The organism is Polynucleobacter sp. HIN9, from assembly GCF_030297635.1.
In the GTDB taxonomy this organism is placed as follows: Bacteria; Pseudomonadota; Gammaproteobacteria; order Burkholderiales; family Burkholderiaceae; genus Polynucleobacter.
The window spans coordinates 586,892-603,696 of record NZ_AP028140.1; the positions used below are offsets into that span (position 1 = coordinate 586,892).

Here is a 16,805-nt window from a genome sequence, read left to right on the forward strand (position 1 = left end):
ATGCTATTTAAATACCTTTCTTGGCGAAGCGTAGCCACTGTGATGGCTAGCTTGTTATTGACCGCATGCCTGGGTTCGGTATCGCATATCCCAAAGACTGAGATTGCACCCCCTCAATCAATCCCCTTGGTTCGAGCACCAGCGGTAGGTCAGCAGTGGGTCTATGAAGTTCGCAATATTTTTAATGGCGAGTTGGTAGATATTTTGACCGAGACCGTGGTCTCAGTGAGCCCAAAAGTACAAATTGCCAGAGAGGGTAAAAAACTGGGTAAGTTACCCGATGAGATTCAAGAGCCTTGGGGAATGATTTTGCAAGATCCCCACTGGACCCCACCGCAACGATTTGCTAAAGCTGTTCCACTCTGGCCACAAGAAATGAAGCCTGGCTGGTCTGGGTTTTATCGGACTCGCTATCAGGTAGTTGGATTTCCAGATAATGATTTTTACTGGGGCTTAACCATTCAAGCAAATGCTTGGAATCGGATTAAAACGCAGGCTGGTGAGTTTGATGCTCTCTATTATGTGAACACCGCAGATTATTTTGAGAGCGACGACTTCATGCGCTACGTGAATAATCGACGTGATCAAGTTTGGTTTGTGCCACAAATTGGACGCTGGGTGGTGCGTGAGAGTTTTGGTGAGTATCTCTGGCTGGGGATGGTCGGCTGGTCCCAGTCTATCAAGGAGGACTATCTACGCTGGGAACTAATTTCTTGGAAGTAAGTCCGGTTTATGTATTCCGTTAAAGAAATTTTTGCAACTTTGCAAGGTGAGGGAGCTCAGGCTGGGCGGGCCGCTGTATTTTGCCGATTTGCAGGTTGCAATCTGTGGTCTGGGCGTGAGGAAGATCGTTCATCTGCTATTTGCCAGTTCTGTGACACGGATTTTGTCGGAACCGACGGCATTGGGGGCGGTAAGTTCGTAAGCCCGGAGGAGCTTGCGCAGGCGATTGAAAATGCTTGGATTGACTCCATGGGAACGCGACTTTATCGCTATGTAGTGATGACCGGTGGAGAGCCTTTATTACAGCTCGATGAACCTTTAATTAAAGCCTTGCATGCCAAGCAGTTTGAGATCGCAATTGAAACGAATGGAACGATTGCGGTTCCCAAAGGGATTGACTGGGTTTGCTTAAGCCCTAAGGCTGGGGCTGATCTCATTGTGAAGCAGGCTCATGAAATTAAGTTGGTCGTTCCGCAAGCAGGGCATCAACCAATTGAATCCGTTTTGCATCGCTTTGAGGCAATGGACTTTCGCCACCGTTATATCCAGGCGATGGATGGACCAAATCTAAGCGACAATATGGCCTTTGCGATCCAACTGTGCCAAAAGCACCCGCTATGGCGCTTAAGTGTGCAAACCCACAAGATGATTGGAATTCGGTAATGCAGCAACTTACGATAACTCGCCGCCTCGAATTTGATGCGGGCCATCGCATTCCCAATCATGGTGGGCAATGCCGCCACTTGCACGGCCATCGCTATGCAATCGAGTTAACCGTTGAAGGTCCTGTCCATGAAAGTCGCGGGCAGGCAGATGACGGTATGGTGATTGACTTTGGTGATATCAAACGCATTGCATTGACCCATTTGGTGGAGCCCTGGGATCATGCATTTTTGGTTGCCAAGCAGGACACCTTGCTACTGAACTTCCTCAAAAGCCTGCCTAACCATAAAACCGTCGTATTGGATGATGTGCCTACAGTTGAGAACCTGGTTAAGTTTGCTTTTGATCGTTTAGCACCAATTTTTGGAGCCGAGACCCAAGGAAAACTTTCCCTTTCTAGTGTGCGGCTCTATGAGACCCCCAATTGTTGGGCTGATTATCCTGTTCGAGTGGCTTAAGGACTAATGGTATCGCCACAAGACGAAGCGTTTATGCGTCTTGCCATCCTGCAAGCTCAAAAGGCTGCGGCGTGTAATGAGGTTCCGGTGGGTGCAGTCCTCGTGTTTGATGATCAAGTGATTGGTCACGGTTATAACCGGCCAATTGGCTTACATGATCCCAGTGCCCATGCTGAGATGATGGCAATTCGGGAGGCGGCAAAATCCCTTGAAAACTACCGAATTCCGCAATCAACCCTGTACGTGACGTTGGAACCTTGTGCAATGTGCTGTGGAGCCATTCTTCATGCTAGAGTCAAACGTGTGGTGTTTGGTGCGGCCGATCCTAAAACAGGAATGGCCGGTAGTGTTGCCAACCTCTTTGACCTGAAAGCGATTAATCATCAAACAGATATTGAGGGCGGTGTTCTGGCAGAAGAGTGCGGCAATTTATTAAGAGAGTTTTTTAAACAACGACGTTCATGAAGATTCATTTAATTGCTCCGTCTGGCGCAAGTCCTGATATGCGTAGTCCAGAAGCCGGTTTACGCTGGCTCAAAGAGCAGGGCGTTGTGGTGCATAACGCGGCCTGTACTGAGCGTGTGCATGAGCGTTTTGCAGGTACCGATCACGAGCGCTTAGCGGAGATGAATGCGATTCCTACAGTTGATCCCAACGAGGTCGTCATGGCGGTTCGGGGTGGTTATGGACTTCATCGCTTGCTTGATGCAATTGCCTGGAAAGAGATAGCAATTTCAGTAAAACAGGGGTTGCAAATTTGTGGGCATAGCGATTTCACGGGATTTCATTTGGGGTTACTTGCTAAAACTGGGGCGATGAGTCTAGCTGGACCCATGCTCAATTATGATTTTGGGCCACTGAACGAGTATGGCGAGCCACAAACTCCAAGCGCTTTTACCTGGCGTCACTTTCAAACCGCGATTCAGTCGCGCCGCATGAGTGTGGCAGTGCCCGATCTTCAGCACTTTGCCGGTGAAGTTGATCTCTCCCAAAACATTCAGGGGATGTTGTGGGGCGGTAATCTCAGTATTCTGACTACGCTATTAGGAACCGCCTATTTTCCAAGTGCTAAGAAGATTCAGGGTGGGATTCTATTTCTTGAAGACGTGAATGAGCATCCCTATCGCATTGAGCGAATGCTCTTGCAGCTTCATGAAGCTGGGGTACTTGCCAGTCAGCAGGCCATCATTTTGGGACACTTTAATCAATACCGCTTGTACGAAGTCGATCGTGGCTATCAATTAGATAGTGCGATTCGATACATTCGGGAGCGCTTGACCAAGAAGACCCCAATTCTTACCGGGCTGCCATTTGGTCATGTGACCGATAAATTAACCCTACCTGTTGGTGCCCATGTCAACCTACAAGCGAGCTTAAAAGGATTTGTATTGGAAGGAAAATGGTAAAACGTGCACTACAAGCAATTATCTCCAGCCTGATTTTTTTGGTATCCACACCACTCATGGCACTCGAAGAACCAAAATACACTGTAATTGAAAGCGCTGCTCCATTTGAGTTGCGCCAATATGCGCCCATGATCATCGCCGAGGTTACTGTGGATGGGGATATGAGTGATGCGGGAAGCAAGGGGTTTCGCTTAATCGCTGGATATATTTTTGGTAAAAATCAAAGCAAAGCCAATCTATCGAACGATGCAAAATCAAATGAAAAGATTGCAATGACCGTTCCAGTCACCATGGAGCCTGCCAGCGAGAAGATTGCCATGACCGCACCAGTTACGATGGAAAACCAAGCGGGACCCAATCAATGGCGTATGTTCTTTGTGATGCCTAGTCAGCACACCTTAGCTACCTTGCCAACACCGCTAAGCCCTGAGGTTAAGCTCAAAGAGGTTCCGGCGCAGCGGAAGGCCGTTATTAGTTTTACTGGGTTTAATTCGGAAGAAAAGACGCAAGAGAAGACTGCAGAACTCAGGGCTTGGATGAAATCGAAGAATCTAACCCCATTGGGTGAGCCACAATTGGCGCGTTACAACCCACCTTGGAGCATTCCTTTTCTGCGACGCAATGAGGTTATGCTGGACTACTAGTTTCTAAGTCAAACCTTGCGCCCGTATCCTCGCCCAAGACCCTTTGTAAGATTGGTAGGGCTCTTTCTAGAAAGGGCGCCAAGGTCCAAACCGGATTAATCACCCATACCCCGCTGGACTGGAGTCGCTTCTCACCAACCGAATGAGAGATACGTAACTCGGCTCTTAGCCATGGGCGTTGGAATTGCTCAGATAAAGTACGTAAGCGCTTGATGAGTTGTTTGGACTCTGGGCGCTGTAAGACGGGATACCAAATCAGATAAGTACCGGTTGCAAATCGGTCTAAGGCCTCATGTAAGCTGGTTTCGACTGCTCGGTAATCGGATTTGAGCTCATACGATGGATCCATGAGGATCAAACCCCGACGGCTTGGTGGGGGTAGCAGAGACTTTAGGAATGTGAAACCATCGTGTTGGCGTACTTCAATCTGGGAGCGCTTATCTAGGCTTGCAATATTGGTTTGTAAAACACCAATGTCACTTGGGTGAAGCTCAAATAATCGAAGGCGATCTTGAGAGCGTAGGAGATGCGCCATGATCAATGGAGAGCCAGGATAGACATCTAGCGCCCCTTTGGGATTGCAATCTACAATCACCTCTCGATAAGGCTTAAAGTCTGAGTTATCAAACTCCGGGCTTGCCCATAGACGATCGATTCCGCCTTGCGATTCTTGGCTAATTACCGCATAACCATCGCGCAGTGAATAGATACCTGCACCCGCATGGGTATCAATAAACATTACTGCCCCATCTTTTTCTTGCAGGTATTGCGCACTATGTATCAGCACTAAGTGTTTTAAAACATCGGCATGATTACCCGCATGAAATGCGTGGCGATAACTAAACATTGGACTGCGGTTTATTTTGGCGCATTACAAACACCAGTAGTGTGATGAGAACAAGCGCGCTACCGAGGTGTTGTAAAAGTTGGTTGTGCGGAAAATCCAAAACCGTAGTTTGCAAAATATAGAGCTCCAAGATCCCCGCTACTGCAATGATCCGAGGAATGAGGCTAGTTGGGGTAAGGTATTGATACTTCACATGATTCATGAGGCGACTAGCAATCAGCCCACACCAGATACCGAGTGCGGACCCCACCAAAATATCCCCCGGCCAGTGGGCACCAACGGCACTGCGTGATATACCGGTCAGAGTAGCAATCACAAATAACACAAGCAATAAATTACGACGTGCTGGACTGGTGGAAAAAAATAAGGCGCTTGCTACCGAGAACACCGTGAGAGTATGACCAGAAGGGAGCGCATGTTGAAGTAAGGGGTTACCCAAAATCGTAAAACTGTTCTCTGCTAATACGCCTGCAGGTCTGGGTAAATTAATCAATGGTTTTAAGATGAGACTAAGGATGGCTGCAAAGCCGCCAGCGAGCAGAGCGGCACAGAGCTGCCGAGGAGCAATGATGAGCAGGGGAAAGCATAAGGCAAACACTCCCCAACCATTGCCTAAGAATGTAAACCATGCCCACACCCAGTTTGGTAGAACTTGAGCAGCTTGATTCATCCACAAAAAGAGTTCAACTTCGTGCCCACTCAATACCAAGGTGAGCCAAAGGATGAGTGGCAAAAGTGGAACTGCCCAGGCACGACCCAGTGACATGGGCATCTTTATGACGCGCGGGCGCGATCAGCCGCAGTAATTTGCACAGCTAATTGCTCCATGACCTGGGACACCGAAATGGATTTCATGCACACATTATCTTGACACGGTGTCTTGCGATGGTTGGCTGCACTGACGCACGGTGAGCAGGCGAGGTTGGCAGTGATCGGAATGGAGTTACCGAGCGAACCGTATAGAGCCGGAGTCTCTGGTCCAAATAACACCACCGTATGCAAGGCAGTAACGGATGAGAAATGCCCAGGACCCGAATCATTGGTCACCATCGCATGCGCAAGCGTATAGAGGGCAGGGAGTTCAGAGAAACGAACATGGCCAGCAAAATTCAGAGCGCGCTTGACGTTGGCTGCCAAGCGTACACCCTCAACATAGGTATGCTCTGCAGGTGATCCGGTAATTAGGATTAAGTCTTCGGGATAGCGCTGATGAACTGCCATAATGAGTTCGGAGAAGCGTTCAGGAGCCCAACGCCGTTGAGGTAATAAATCACTAGCATTTGGATTAATCAAAATGATGCGCTGTTGACCCACTTTGAACGGAATGAGGGCTTGCTGAGCTAAATTCTCAATCCGGATCTGTAAGTTTTGTTTGACACTAGGATCGATGACCGCCTGAGCGAGACGAATTTCATCATCGGTAATCGCAATTTTGCTAAATGGCAACTCTTCCCGCTCAGCAAATGCAGCGTATACCAAAGAAATAAAATTCTTGGCAATATGAATATGGGGGTTGTAATGCACCTTGCGTGTGAGCATGGTGCCACGCCATAAACCTTCACCATGAAAAATATCGTACCCGACCCGTCGTTTTGCACCGCATAAACCAGTTAATAGGGCAGTAAAGCGCGAGAAGAGTTCTAAATCAATTACGGTATCAATGCGATGAATGCGGGCTTTGACTAAAAATCCAAAGGTATCAAGTGCCAACTTCCAAAGACTCGAGGAGTCAATCGTAAAAATATGTTTGGGGTTTACAGTGTTGAGTAAACCCAAGCTCGCCGCATTGCTTTTAAAGATTAAGAAGTAAATCTCCGCACCATTTGCTTGTGCCTTACGCATGGCAGGATCCACCAAAATCGCACTCCCCATCTCAGAGAGTTCAATAAATAGGAGTCGCTTGGGCGGGCCTGATTTTCTGAATGGTTTTGCAATCAAATCGAATAAAGCCACAATCGGACTGGCAAGAGCGCAAAGCGGGACGCCTACCCAGTGATCAATGGTTCGCATTGCGTTAACGCTGATTGCCATTCTAATTTTCCTAACAGTCGAAGACTGTATTTTATGCTGAGCGGGGCCTACTTCCGTTTAAGTAGTTGATAGGTGCCTGGAAGAACACATAACAGGGTAATGGCCCCATAACTAATTGACCCTAAAACAGTCAATGATGGGCTCACGCCCCAGAGGGCCAACACTGATGCCAAGGTGGCCTCACGCAAACCCCAACCAGAAATACTAATGGGCAGCATTAATAGCAAACTCAAGGCTGGTAAACCGATCATAAGAGCCTCGGTGGGAACATCCGCTCCATAGGCTTTTAAACAAAAGCCAAGCGCCAGAATATTAAAACAATGAATGCCTACCGCAAAAATAGCTTGCCCAATATTGGTTGGCCAAGCAAAGGCAAACCGAATTCCAGGTAAGGCATGATCCAAAGAAAAGCGTGTTAGAAGCGAACGAATCATGGTCATTAATGGTTGATAGGTCAGCGCAAAGGCTAATGCAACACCGCCACCCAGCATCAGTGCTAAGACCCAATACCCCAACTCGGTTCCCCAGGAGGCCAGGGTAGCCCCACCCAATACCAAACCAATCCCACCCAAGATGTTATTTCCCATGAGACCGACCACGCGATCCAAAAGGGTCATTGCAAAGCCTAGCCGTAATTTTGGGTTCTGCTTAGCAAGGTCTTCAGCATGAGAAAGCTCTTTTGTAAGCTCTTGTTGTTGACTGAGCTGGCCGCTAGGAGTTAAGTGCGTACCGGCAATGGCTCGGTAACTATCACCACCTAAAGTGCTCGGTAAGCCCTGATTAATTAATCCCCCCGAGAAATACAGTCCAATGTATCCTATTAGGCTCCCCTGAAATCCTGCGCGTCGCATGAACAATCCCCAACGTAGGCCACCGCATACAAAGGCGGCAGTAATGCACAGCGCACCAGCAACTAGCCATTGGGCCTCTAGTTGCAACTCGGATTCAAAAAGGGTTTTCCAATCAATACCGCTCGTCGCTTTCCACAGCAATGCAATCGATAGAACAATCCGAATCGTGGGCCAACTCTTCTTTAGTACGGTTTTCCATGAGGCGCTCATGGGCGTAAGGATAATGCCTCTCGCTGCGGGTTTGCCTTTCCGCCCCAACCCTGGCAGTAACTGAGCTCAAATTGGCTAAGTGCTTCACCCATATGGCCGATGCTCAGTCGATCCAAGGGGCGACAGGTCCGAAATTGACCTTCCCCCACCGGAGGCTTAAAGGACATTTGCGACCAATTGAGCAAAATAACATTCGATCCCTCGGGCAGTGACCCAAACCATAGATCAAATTGATCAAATCGATCATCCAATACAAAAACAGAGGTTGGTCTGGCATACCAAGCGACTCGGCTTGCCAAGGTCCAGTTCTGGACTGCAATACCACTTGCCTTGAGCTCTTTCACCAAAAGATTAGCAAGTGTGGATGCGGAACGCCAACCATATAAATCAGCTAGCGGATTCGATTTCATCTGATTAGCAACTGGATAGCCAGCAGTCATTACGAGTGTTAGTCCGACGACAACCAGCGTCCCTTGGATTGCCAAAAACAAACTAATCAACCAACGCTTGCCTTGCTCCCACCAAAGTGCAAGCCCAACGCCCGCTAAAGGGGCTAAGCAAAACCAAGCAGGTGTGGTCCAGTGCGGCAAGCCGCCGCCTCCGGACAAGATAGCAAATACTGCAAAGGGGAGTGCAAAGAAAATAAATAACACCACCAGCTTCTTGGAAGGCTGGGCTAATGACGAGCGCAGCATACTCCACGAGCCCAGTAAGGGCAGAAATCCAAACACGCCGATTTGGATTCCAATAAAAGCGGCCACTCGGCGCCATTTCCATTCACCACCGGCGCCATGATCAATTTGATATCGAAATGAGATCCAGTCATGGGCGGCATTCCACAGAAGAACAGGACTAATGAGAAGCAGTGCAATCAGGATGGCAATGTAAAACCCTGGCTCCCGCAAGACGCTCCACCGTGGGACGGTCAAGCAAGCAACGCTAAATGCCAGTGCATATAAAACAGCTGTGTATTTACTCAATCCAGCCAATCCAAACAACACCCCCAATAGAATCCATTGGCTAAAACGATATTGCCCATCTTGCACAATCCACCGCAGGGCCATCCACAAAATACCGAGGGCAAGAGGCGTTAATAGGGAGTCAGGTACCAGCCCAACAGCTAATACATGCGGTAGGGGGGCAAAAACAATCACTGCAACGGCAAATAATCCCGCACGTGAGAACGATTGCGTCTCTGATTGTGGGTGATAAAGATTCCAGAGTTGCTCGGCAATCTGATAGACCAGCGCGCAGGAGATAATCCACAGCACAATCGGAATGAGTCGCAAAATGCCATCGGGCGCATCAATTGCGACTAGCGGCCACTGTATCCAGCCCACTAGCGGCGGGTGATCAAAATAACTCCATGCAAGACGATCTGCATAGAGGGCATAATGCGCCTCATCAACCGATAGCTCAGTCGTAAAGCCCAATGCCAAATGAATAATTGTGCCGAGCGCAATCAGAATAAATGCCCAAGCATAGGGTGTTTGCTTGGTAATTAGCGTCGACATGGAACGTCAGACTTTGTTAGCTATGTAAAGTTGGTAAAGAGCGTGATAGCCATCGCGTGCCATCCCGTCATCGAGCATTAGTTGGTAGAGACGCTTTGCTTGCTCCAAGCCAGGTAAATGAAGCCCCATCTGCTCTGCAGATTCAACTGCAAGACCAATGTCTTTCATAAAGTGCTCGGCCATAAATCCTGGGGCAAAGTCGCCTTTAATCATGCGCGGCCCTTGCGCATTGAGCTGGGTGCCGCCTGCTGCGCCACTACCAATCACTTTGAGGACCGCCGAGGCATCAAGCCCCGCCGCTTGGGCATAGCGAATACCCTCGCAAACTCCCATGATGGTCGATGCAATCACAATTTGATTGCAGAGTTTGGCATGCTGACCGGATCCAGCAGGACCTAGTAGCGCAATGTTATTGCCCATGCATTGCAAGATTGGTAAAGCACATTCATAAGCACTTGGATCACCACCAACCATGATGGAAAGACGCGCATCGCGTGCGCCAATATCACCACCGGATACCGGTGCATCTAGAACAAAGACTTGTCGTTCACTAGCGAGTTTTGCAATTCGCACAGCCAATGCTGGACTAGAGGTGGTCATATCAATGGCAATGCAGTTTGGCTTTGCGCCAGCCAAAATACCATTCGTTCCTAAATAAACCTCTTCAACGTCTTTGGGATAGCCAATGATGGTGATCACCACATCGCACTGAGCAGCCAATTCTTTTGGAGAAGAATGCCAAATCGCTCCTTGCTCAAGTAATGCCGCTGCCTTCTCGGGAGAGCGGTTAAAAAGATGCAATGGATAGCCCGCCTTTAATAGGTGCGAAGCCATGCTCTTGCCCATGATGCCAGTGCCAATAAAACCAATAGCTGGCAAGGATGTTGTTCTAGAGTTCATGGGCCTATTTTAAAGGGGCTGGGCTCGCACAGGTTTGCGCTGAACCCCAAGCCAGATCAGGGCAAGGGCAATGATTGTGAGCGGAACAATTGATCCTAAATTAAGGAGGGTCCAGCCTTGCGTCGTGATTAGAACGCCGGAGCTCAATGCAGACAAAGCGGTGGCTAGAAACACAAAGAAATTAATGGCACCTTGAGCCTTATCACGCTCCGATGGGCGATAAGCCTCTAAGGCTAGGGTGGTACTACTCGTAAATAGAAAGTTCCAACCCACCCCCAGTAAAAATAGTGCAGTCAAAAAATGGAAAAAAGTAATGCCTGATAGCGCAATCATGACGCAGGCGATGTTGAGTACCACTCCCATTCGCAAGACCCACATCACGCCGATACGCTTAATGAGGGCGCCAGTAAAAAATCCAGGAGCAAACATGCCAATCACATGCCACTCAAGAACCCATGCGGTTTTATCAAAACTAAATTGACAGGCTTCCATCGCTAAGGGTGTTGCCGCCATGAGTAGGTTCATTACACCGTAGGCGAGTGCGGCAGTAAGAGTGCAAACAATAAATAAGGGCTGGCGCATGATTTCGGAGAGAGGGCGACCGGGCTCTTGGTTGGGATCCCCGCGTTTTTCAGGAAAGCGAATCTGACTAATCACTGCGAATGCGATCACCGCAACACCAGCTAAGGTGATATAGGCACCCGCAAAGGGTTGCATAAACCAATCACGCGTCCAGCTTGCCATATTCGGTCCTAAAACAGCGCCCAAGATACCCCCAGCTAGTACCCAAGAGATCGCTTTCTCTTTAGCGGTTTTGTCGGCAAGTTCAGCAGCTGCAAACCGATAGAGTTGAGCATTGGCGTTATAAAACCCCGCAATGATTGTTCCAAGGTTTAAAAGCCAAAATTGTTTCTCTAAGGTCGCAAAGGCACACAAGAGCGATGAGAACAGGGCTACGAGCAAGGCAATCTGAAAGGAGCGCTTGCGACCTAAGCGCTGTTGAACTCTAGCCACGAGGGTAGTTGCCATGGCGCTGCCCACCACATACGCCATCACCGGCAGAGTTGCTAACCAAGGCTCGGGTGCCAGCGCGAAACCCACTAAGCCATTAATGGCAATAAAGGTAACGTTATTGGTGAGATAAAGCCCTTGTGCCAGGGTCAGAAACCAGAGATTTTTATTCATTCTGCACGGTCATAAAAGCTCTACGATAATGCATTGCATGATGCGTAGGCATACTGCTCTAATCCCTTTGTATCTTCTTCTTGGCTATCTGCTTCAAGGTTGCGCCGGGTTTGGTACTGACTCTAGTCAGTCCAGTGCAGATAAGCTCGACCCCTTGGTGGCTCGTGAAGATATCAAGAAGTTTTCAGCACAACCTGCGAATGAACCCCTTAGAGGATGGAGCTTTTATCGCTTGGCACCCTATAAGAAAAATACTGCTTATCGCCTTGAGAACTACCAGGGTCGAACAGTGCTCAGTGCGAATGCAAAAAAATCAGCCTCAGGGTTGGCGGTAAAACTCAAACCTCGGCCATCGCAACATCTTTGGCTAGAGTGGGAATGGAAAGCCACCGGTGCTTTGGATAAAGCAAATAATTTAGATCGATATGCGGATGATGCGCCATTGCGAATCCTAGTTGCGTTTGATGGCGATCGATCAAAGTTAACTTTGAAAGACAAAATGGTCGGTGAGCTTGCGCAGATCATGAGTGGACAAGAAATGCCGTACGCCACATTAATGTATATCTGGTCACCTAATGGTCAGCTCAATCAAATCAAGCCAAATTCACATACGAATCGGATCAAGATGATTGCAGTCGATGCCGGTAAAGAAAACCTCGGACAATGGCGTAAGCACAGCAGAGACCTAACCGCTGACTATGAAGCGGCTTATGGTTACGCACCAGGGAATTTGATTGGAATTGCACTCTTGACGGATACAGACAATACCAACTCTGAAACCAAAGCCTATTATGGGGATATTGAGCTGAAATATAAGAACTACAAGCCCAATTAATCACTGGCTTGGGAAATTTCCTTTAGTTCCCGTTATGATCACTTTAAAAGATATATTTCTTGCATTAGAAACGCTTTAAGGAGACAAAATTGTCGGTTAGTACGGAACAGGTTCAACAAGCCCTCAAAGGGGTAAAGGATCCAAATACACAAATTGATTTTGTGAGCTCAAAATCAGTTCGTAATCTCAAAGTCAATGATGGAGATGTTTCTCTCGATATTGTTTTGGGTTATCCAGCTAAAAGCCAAATTGATCTGATTCGTCAATTAGTGGTCAGTGCCATTCGAGAACTTCCTGGGGTAAAAAATGTCAGCGTGGCGATTACCACCGATATTGTCGCGCATGCTGTGCAACGTGGAGTCAAGTTACTCCCTGGTGTAAAAAATATTATTGCAGTCGCCAGCGGTAAGGGCGGTGTTGGAAAATCAACCACCGCAGTGAATCTAGCCTTGGCATTAGCCGCTGAGGGCGCTCAAGTCGGAATCTTGGATGCGGATATCTATGGCCCCAGTCAGCCCATGATGCTGGGCATCACTGGGCGCCCCGAGTCGCTAGCCGAGAATACGATTGAGCCAATGGAGGGACATGGCTTGCAAGCCAGTTCAATTGGATTTTTGATTGAGCCTGATAACCCGATGGTGTGGCGAGGCCCCATGGTGACCTCGGCCTTAGAGCAGCTATTACGCCAAACACGTTGGCGTGATCTTGACTATCTGATTGTGGATATGCCACCAGGAACTGGTGACATTCAGTTAACACTCTCACAAAAGGTTCCGGTCACTGGATCCGTGATTGTCACTACACCTCAAGATATCGCATTACTTGATGCGCGCAAAGGTCTCAAAATGTTTGAGAAAGTGGGAATTCCTATCATCGGCATTATTGAGAACATGAGCACGTATGTGTGTCCCAAGTGCAATCATGAGGAACATATATTTGGTGAGGGTGGCGGCAAGAAAATGTGCCAGGACTATGGCGTTGACTTTCTTGGGGCCCTCCCACTTAATCTCTCGATTCGTGAACAGGCAGACTCTGGAAGACCAACCGTTGTGGCAGATCCTGATGGCGCAATTAGCTCGATCTATAAAGGGATTGCGCGTCAAGTCGCCATTCGCATTGCCAACCTTAGCAAAGACATGACCAGTAAGTTCCCCAGCATTGTGGTGCAAAAGACCTAACGGATCAATGCTATGCGTTTTGCCATCGTCATTCGAAAGCAAAAGATTGATAATCCATGGCAAAACTATCGTTGGTGTTTACTTCAGGTTGTTCCTGATATTGGGCAGTTTGGTAATTCTTTAGAACAGGCGGGTACACCCATTAACCCTAAGGTGGTTGGACGACTTCTAGAGCGGGATGATGATGGTGAGTCTTGGGTATTCGCAGGATTTGACTTCCAGTTCTTTCGGGATGAGGCTGAAGGCTACTATTTAAATTCCACCTCACCCGATCCATGTTGGTTTGTGATGTGGCGTCTTGAGACTGATTTCGAGTCTTATTTAGAGCCAAATTCAATTCCGATGGTAAGTAATGATGATGGGGCGGGGCTTGCAATACCTCATCGATTAATGTTGAGCTACAACGAGGCAGCCCGATTGATTGATGGCGGGGAGCAGGTCGATACAAGCCCACTGCAAGACGAGATGAAAGTATTCTTAGCCCAATACGTTGCAGAGAATTACAAACCGGAGCCCAAAAAACGTGCGAAGCCAGCCTCCTTTAAAGGCGCCAACCGCCCAGCGGAGCCTTAATGGCCGAAGACAATTTTTTATCTCGCTGGTCTCGAAAAAAAGCTGGGCTTGCGGAAGAGTCCGTTCCAGTACCACCGACTGCTCCCATTACTAAAGCACCCGATGCACTATTAAAAGAAGTAAATGATGAAGTAAGTAATGAAGAAAAAAAAGAAATTTTTGCCCCAGACCATGAGCAGCAGCCCCCAGCTCCAACCATTGAGGATGTTGAAAAAATCGATGTGAAATCACCTGATTTCTCGGCCTTTATGCGTCCCGATGTCGATCCTGTCGTACAGCAGGCCGCTCTTAAGAAAATGTTCAGCGATCCGCACTTTAATGTGATGGATGGTTTGGATATTTATATTGATGATTACTCAAAACCCGATCCAATTCCACTGGATATGCTCAAACGCATGCAGCAATCTGAGCTCTTGGGTATCTTCAAATCGACCGAGGAGCTCTATCCCGATAGTAAGCAAGACGCCTTGGATCAAGCGGATGCAATTCAAACATCGGCCAAGGAACATACGCAAATTGAGCAATCATCACAACCGGCTCCCATGCTCAACCAGGACGCTGCTCAGCCAATCGATATAGAATCAGATTCATTAAACCCAAAAGTAGTTGATGAGAAACCTAGTGGAGAGAGACAGGCAAAACGCGATTCCGATACTTCAGGGTCTTAGCGCGAAGCTTTAAAACAAAATGAGTAAAAAATTAGTCTGCGATTGCAATCGCAGTATGCCTCTTGACCCAAAAGAAATGGGCATGCCCATTAATACATCCTTATGCCGCCAAGAGGTGGGACAGTTTCTAAATGCTCTAAATGAGTCTGAGCCGATTGTGGTCGCTTGTACGCAAGAGCGTGCTTTGTTTACTGAACTTGCGAGTCAGGCAGAAAAACCTCTGATTGCACCCCTTCAATTTGTCAACATTCGTGAGATGGCTGGATGGTCTAAGGATGCGAAGGAATCACACCCAAAGATCAAGGCTTTACTTTCAGTAACCGATTTGCCTGAGCCCGATGCGGTTCCGATTGTTGACTATCACAGCGATGGACGCGTACTGATCATCGGACCTGGAGATCAAGCCATCTATTGGGCACAGCGCCTTGGTCAGTCATTGGAAGTGAGTGTCTTGTTAACGGAGCCCAGCCCGTTGCCCACTGGGCGAAGCTACCCAGTATTTACTGGAAAGATTACAAGTCTCGAAGGTTATCTAGGGCGCTTTATCGCCAAATGGGAGCTTACTAATCCCATTGATCCAGAGATGTGTACGCGATGCGGGGCATGTGTTGCCGTATGCCCTGAAAATGCGATCGATTTGTCGTTTCAAATTGATTTGGATAAATGCAAATCCCACCGTGCCTGCGTCACTGCGTGTGCTGGCATCGGCGCAATTAATTTTGAGCGAGCAGAACGTTCTCGTGAGGGCGAGTTTGATCTGATTCTTGATCTGCAAACGAATCCTAGTATTCAAATTAGTCAAAAACCTCAGGGATATTTTGCGCCTGGCGTAGATCAATTCGAGCAATCCTTGGCAGCCAGTCAATTGCTTGGAATGGTTGGTGAGTTTGAGAAGCCAAAATATTTTGTCTATACCGAAAAAATTTGTGCCCATGGACGTAATGGCAAGCTCGGTTGCTCCGCATGTATTGATGTGTGTTCAACAAAAGCAATTCAGTCAGTATTTAAGGATGGACAGGGTAAGGTAGAAGTCAATCCAAACCTCTGTATGGGATGCGGCGCTTGCGCGACGGTTTGTCCATCAGGCGCGATGCGTTATAACTTTCCAAGCGTCGCGTATCAGGGACGGCAGATCAAAACACTGGCACAAACCTATTTAAACGGTATTGGTAGTTCGAAGCCTGGGCATAATGCGCCAAGCTTATTGATACATAGCCAACAGGCTGGCACTACTCTTTTGGAGAATCTTGGGCGAGCTGCCCGCACAAAACCAAAAGAAATTGTTGGGCTGCCTGCATTTGTGATTCCATTTGCTGTTGAACATATTGCTTCAACCGGAATTGATTTGTGGTTTGGTGCAATGTCGTATGGTTTCGGTGAGGTTGTTTTGCTACTGAGTGGTGACGAAGACCCTGGATACCGAAGTGCGCTTACCGAGCAGGCTGACTTGGCCAATTCGATTTCACAAGCATTAGGCTATGGCCAACGTGTACGCTGCATCATGGCTTCCTCAAGTTCGGATATCAATGCAGTTAATCAGGTCATGGCTGAGTTACTTAATCGTAAAGCCCAAAAATTAATGGCACCTCCGGCAAGCTTTGCTTTGGCGATGCAAAAGCGCGAGACCCTTGAAATGAGTTTGGAGCATTTATTGGAATTTGCTCCACAGGCACTCCCCGCCGAGGGTGTTCCACTGCCAGCCCACTCACCCTTAGGGGCAATTGCGGTCAATAAAGAGGCGTGCACGCTTTGCATGTCCTGTGTGGGAGCATGCCCTGAGGGCGCTTTATTGGATAACCCCGATGAGCCACAGCTCTCATTTATCGAAAAACAGTGTGTGCAGTGCGGACTATGTGAGCAAACCTGCCCTGAAAACGCAATCACTTTAAGCCCTCGCTTGAGTTCGATTGAGCAGCGCAAGCAAAAGGTTTTACTCAATAAAACCGAGCCATTCCATTGCATCAGCTGTGGCAAGGCATTTGGAACCCTGAAGATGGTCGAGTTGATGCTTGGTCGAATTGGTACCCATCACGCTTTCTCAGGTGAGGCTTTGAATCGCCTGAAAATGTGTAGCGATTGCCGTGTCGTGGATATGATGAAAAAAGAACTGTGAACAACA

Annotated in this window: 18 protein-coding genes; 11 read left to right on the forward strand and 7 right to left on the reverse strand. The window is 48.1% G+C overall.

The window, feature by feature from the left end; genetic code table 11:
* From QUE62_RS03030 to QUE62_RS03055, 6 genes are read left to right on the forward strand one after another with little or no spacing between them, the layout of a single operon-like run.
* Complete coding sequence (locus tag QUE62_RS03030) at positions 1-723, forward strand: hypothetical protein (RefSeq protein ID WP_286262197.1); 723 nt, start codon at positions 1-3, stop codon at positions 721-723.
* A 9-nt stretch (positions 724-732) separates the two neighbouring features.
* Positions 733-1,386 (forward strand): 7-carboxy-7-deazaguanine synthase, encoded by a 654-nt coding sequence (queE, locus tag QUE62_RS03035; protein WP_286262199.1) that lies wholly within the window; start codon positions 733-735, stop codon positions 1,384-1,386.
* Positions 1,386-1,844, forward strand: coding sequence for a 6-pyruvoyl trahydropterin synthase family protein (locus tag QUE62_RS03040; protein ID WP_286262201.1), 459 nt, complete (start codon positions 1,386-1,388; stop codon positions 1,842-1,844). The genes queE and QUE62_RS03040 overlap by 1 nt, the downstream gene beginning before the upstream one ends.
* Before the next feature lie 6 nt (positions 1,845-1,850).
* Positions 1,851-2,309: a tRNA adenosine(34) deaminase TadA gene (tadA, locus tag QUE62_RS03045; RefSeq protein ID WP_286262203.1), complete on the forward strand. Its 459-nt coding sequence runs from the start codon at positions 1,851-1,853 to the stop codon at positions 2,307-2,309.
* Positions 2,306-3,250: an LD-carboxypeptidase gene (locus QUE62_RS03050; RefSeq protein WP_286262205.1), complete on the forward strand. Its 945-nt coding sequence runs from the start codon at positions 2,306-2,308 to the stop codon at positions 3,248-3,250. Before tadA ends, QUE62_RS03050 begins: the two co-directional genes overlap by 4 nt.
* Positions 3,244-3,894, forward strand: coding sequence for an SOUL family heme-binding protein (locus QUE62_RS03055; RefSeq protein ID WP_286262207.1), 651 nt, complete (start codon positions 3,244-3,246; stop codon positions 3,892-3,894). The genes QUE62_RS03050 and QUE62_RS03055 overlap by 7 nt, the downstream gene beginning before the upstream one ends.
* Here the strand turns inward: QUE62_RS03055 and QUE62_RS03060 are convergent.
* From QUE62_RS03060 to QUE62_RS03090, 7 genes are read right to left on the reverse strand one after another with little or no spacing between them, the layout of a single operon-like run.
* On the reverse strand, positions 3,878-4,741 hold the full coding sequence (locus QUE62_RS03060) for a 23S rRNA (adenine(2030)-N(6))-methyltransferase RlmJ (protein ID WP_286224361.1): 864 nt from the start codon (positions 4,739-4,741) through the stop codon (positions 3,878-3,880). The two genes, QUE62_RS03055 and QUE62_RS03060, sit on opposite strands and share 17 nt — an antisense overlap.
* Positions 4,734-5,507: a phosphatase PAP2 family protein gene (locus tag QUE62_RS03065; RefSeq protein ID WP_286225877.1), complete on the reverse strand. Its 774-nt coding sequence runs from the start codon at positions 5,505-5,507 to the stop codon at positions 4,734-4,736. Before QUE62_RS03065 ends, QUE62_RS03060 begins: the two co-directional genes overlap by 8 nt.
* Before the next feature lie 8 nt (positions 5,508-5,515).
* Positions 5,516-6,772: a glycosyltransferase family 9 protein gene (locus QUE62_RS03070; RefSeq protein WP_286262209.1), complete on the reverse strand. Its 1,257-nt coding sequence runs from the start codon at positions 6,770-6,772 to the stop codon at positions 5,516-5,518.
* A gap of 47 nt (positions 6,773-6,819) precedes the next feature.
* Positions 6,820-7,833, reverse strand: a complete 1,014-nt coding sequence (locus QUE62_RS03075; RefSeq protein WP_286262211.1) for a lysylphosphatidylglycerol synthase transmembrane domain-containing protein — start codon at positions 7,831-7,833, stop codon at positions 6,820-6,822.
* Positions 7,830-9,347, reverse strand: a complete 1,518-nt coding sequence (locus QUE62_RS03080; protein WP_286262213.1) for an ArnT family glycosyltransferase — start codon at positions 9,345-9,347, stop codon at positions 7,830-7,832. The genes QUE62_RS03075 and QUE62_RS03080 overlap by 4 nt, the downstream gene beginning before the upstream one ends.
* Positions 9,348-9,353: 6 nt before the next feature.
* Positions 9,354-10,247 (reverse strand): NAD(P)-dependent oxidoreductase, encoded by an 894-nt coding sequence (locus QUE62_RS03085; RefSeq protein WP_286262215.1) that lies wholly within the window; start codon positions 10,245-10,247, stop codon positions 9,354-9,356.
* A 9-nt stretch (positions 10,248-10,256) separates the two neighbouring features.
* A complete protein-coding gene (locus QUE62_RS03090) occupies positions 10,257-11,432 on the reverse strand; it encodes an MFS transporter (RefSeq protein WP_286262217.1) in 1,176 nt (391 codons plus the stop codon).
* A gap of 37 nt (positions 11,433-11,469) precedes the next feature.
* On the opposite strand from QUE62_RS03090, the gene QUE62_RS03095 reads away from it, so the two are divergent.
* From QUE62_RS03095 to QUE62_RS03115, 5 genes are all read left to right on the forward strand, one after another.
* Entirely contained in the window at positions 11,470-12,267 is a 798-nt protein-coding gene (locus tag QUE62_RS03095) for a DUF3047 domain-containing protein (RefSeq protein ID WP_286262219.1), read from the forward strand.
* Between the two features lie 89 nt (positions 12,268-12,356).
* Positions 12,357-13,445 (forward strand): iron-sulfur cluster carrier protein ApbC, encoded by a 1,089-nt coding sequence (gene apbC / locus QUE62_RS03100; RefSeq protein ID WP_286224372.1) that lies wholly within the window; start codon positions 12,357-12,359, stop codon positions 13,443-13,445.
* A 12-nt stretch (positions 13,446-13,457) separates the two neighbouring features.
* The gene (locus QUE62_RS03105; protein WP_286224374.1) at positions 13,458-14,018 is read left to right on the forward strand and encodes a DUF3305 domain-containing protein; all 561 of its coding nucleotides are present in this window, start codon (positions 13,458-13,460) and stop codon (positions 14,016-14,018) included.
* Positions 14,018-14,686 (forward strand): DUF3306 domain-containing protein, encoded by a 669-nt coding sequence (locus QUE62_RS03110; protein ID WP_286262222.1) that lies wholly within the window; start codon positions 14,018-14,020, stop codon positions 14,684-14,686. Before QUE62_RS03105 ends, QUE62_RS03110 begins: the two co-directional genes overlap by 1 nt.
* Positions 14,687-14,705: 19 nt before the next feature.
* On the forward strand, positions 14,706-16,799 hold the full coding sequence (locus QUE62_RS03115; protein ID WP_286262223.1) for a 4Fe-4S binding protein: 2,094 nt from the start codon (positions 14,706-14,708) through the stop codon (positions 16,797-16,799).
* Positions 16,800-16,805 lie beyond the last annotated feature (6 nt).

What these genes read in the sequence shown, in the direction of transcription:
- QUE62_RS03080 (WP_286262213.1), bottom strand. Translation starts at nt 9,347, where the DNA reads ATGTCGACGCTAATTACCAAGCAAACACCCTATGCTTGGGCATTTATT.
- QUE62_RS03055 (WP_286262207.1), top strand. Translation starts at nt 3,244, where the DNA reads ATGGTAAAACGTGCACTACAAGCAATTATCTCCAGCCTGATTTTTTTG.
- QUE62_RS03060 (WP_286224361.1), bottom strand. Translation starts at nt 4,741, where the DNA reads ATGTTTAGTTATCGCCACGCATTTCATGCGGGTAATCATGCCGATGTT.
- QUE62_RS03070 (WP_286262209.1), bottom strand. Translation starts at nt 6,772, where the DNA reads ATGGCAATCAGCGTTAACGCAATGCGAACCATTGATCACTGGGTAGGC.
- QUE62_RS03065 (WP_286225877.1), bottom strand. Translation starts at nt 5,507, where the DNA reads ATGTCACTGGGTCGTGCCTGGGCAGTTCCACTTTTGCCACTCATCCTT.
- QUE62_RS03115 (WP_286262223.1), top strand. Translation starts at nt 14,706, where the DNA reads ATGAGTAAAAAATTAGTCTGCGATTGCAATCGCAGTATGCCTCTTGAC.
- QUE62_RS03105 (WP_286224374.1), top strand. Translation starts at nt 13,458, where the DNA reads ATGCGTTTTGCCATCGTCATTCGAAAGCAAAAGATTGATAATCCATGG.
- QUE62_RS03030 (WP_286262197.1), top strand. Translation starts at nt 1, where the DNA reads ATGCTATTTAAATACCTTTCTTGGCGAAGCGTAGCCACTGTGATGGCT.
- queE (WP_286262199.1), top strand. Translation starts at nt 733, where the DNA reads ATGTATTCCGTTAAAGAAATTTTTGCAACTTTGCAAGGTGAGGGAGCT.
- QUE62_RS03095 (WP_286262219.1), top strand. Translation starts at nt 11,470, where the DNA reads ATGATGCGTAGGCATACTGCTCTAATCCCTTTGTATCTTCTTCTTGGC.
- tadA (WP_286262203.1), top strand. Translation starts at nt 1,851, where the DNA reads ATGGTATCGCCACAAGACGAAGCGTTTATGCGTCTTGCCATCCTGCAA.
- QUE62_RS03040 (WP_286262201.1), top strand. Translation starts at nt 1,386, where the DNA reads ATGCAGCAACTTACGATAACTCGCCGCCTCGAATTTGATGCGGGCCAT.
- QUE62_RS03090 (WP_286262217.1), bottom strand. Translation starts at nt 11,432, where the DNA reads ATGAATAAAAATCTCTGGTTTCTGACCCTGGCACAAGGGCTTTATCTC.
- QUE62_RS03085 (WP_286262215.1), bottom strand. Translation starts at nt 10,247, where the DNA reads ATGAACTCTAGAACAACATCCTTGCCAGCTATTGGTTTTATTGGCACT.
- QUE62_RS03075 (WP_286262211.1), bottom strand. Translation starts at nt 7,833, where the DNA reads ATGAGCGCCTCATGGAAAACCGTACTAAAGAAGAGTTGGCCCACGATT.
- QUE62_RS03110 (WP_286262222.1), top strand. Translation starts at nt 14,018, where the DNA reads ATGGCCGAAGACAATTTTTTATCTCGCTGGTCTCGAAAAAAAGCTGGG.
- QUE62_RS03050 (WP_286262205.1), top strand. Translation starts at nt 2,306, where the DNA reads ATGAAGATTCATTTAATTGCTCCGTCTGGCGCAAGTCCTGATATGCGT.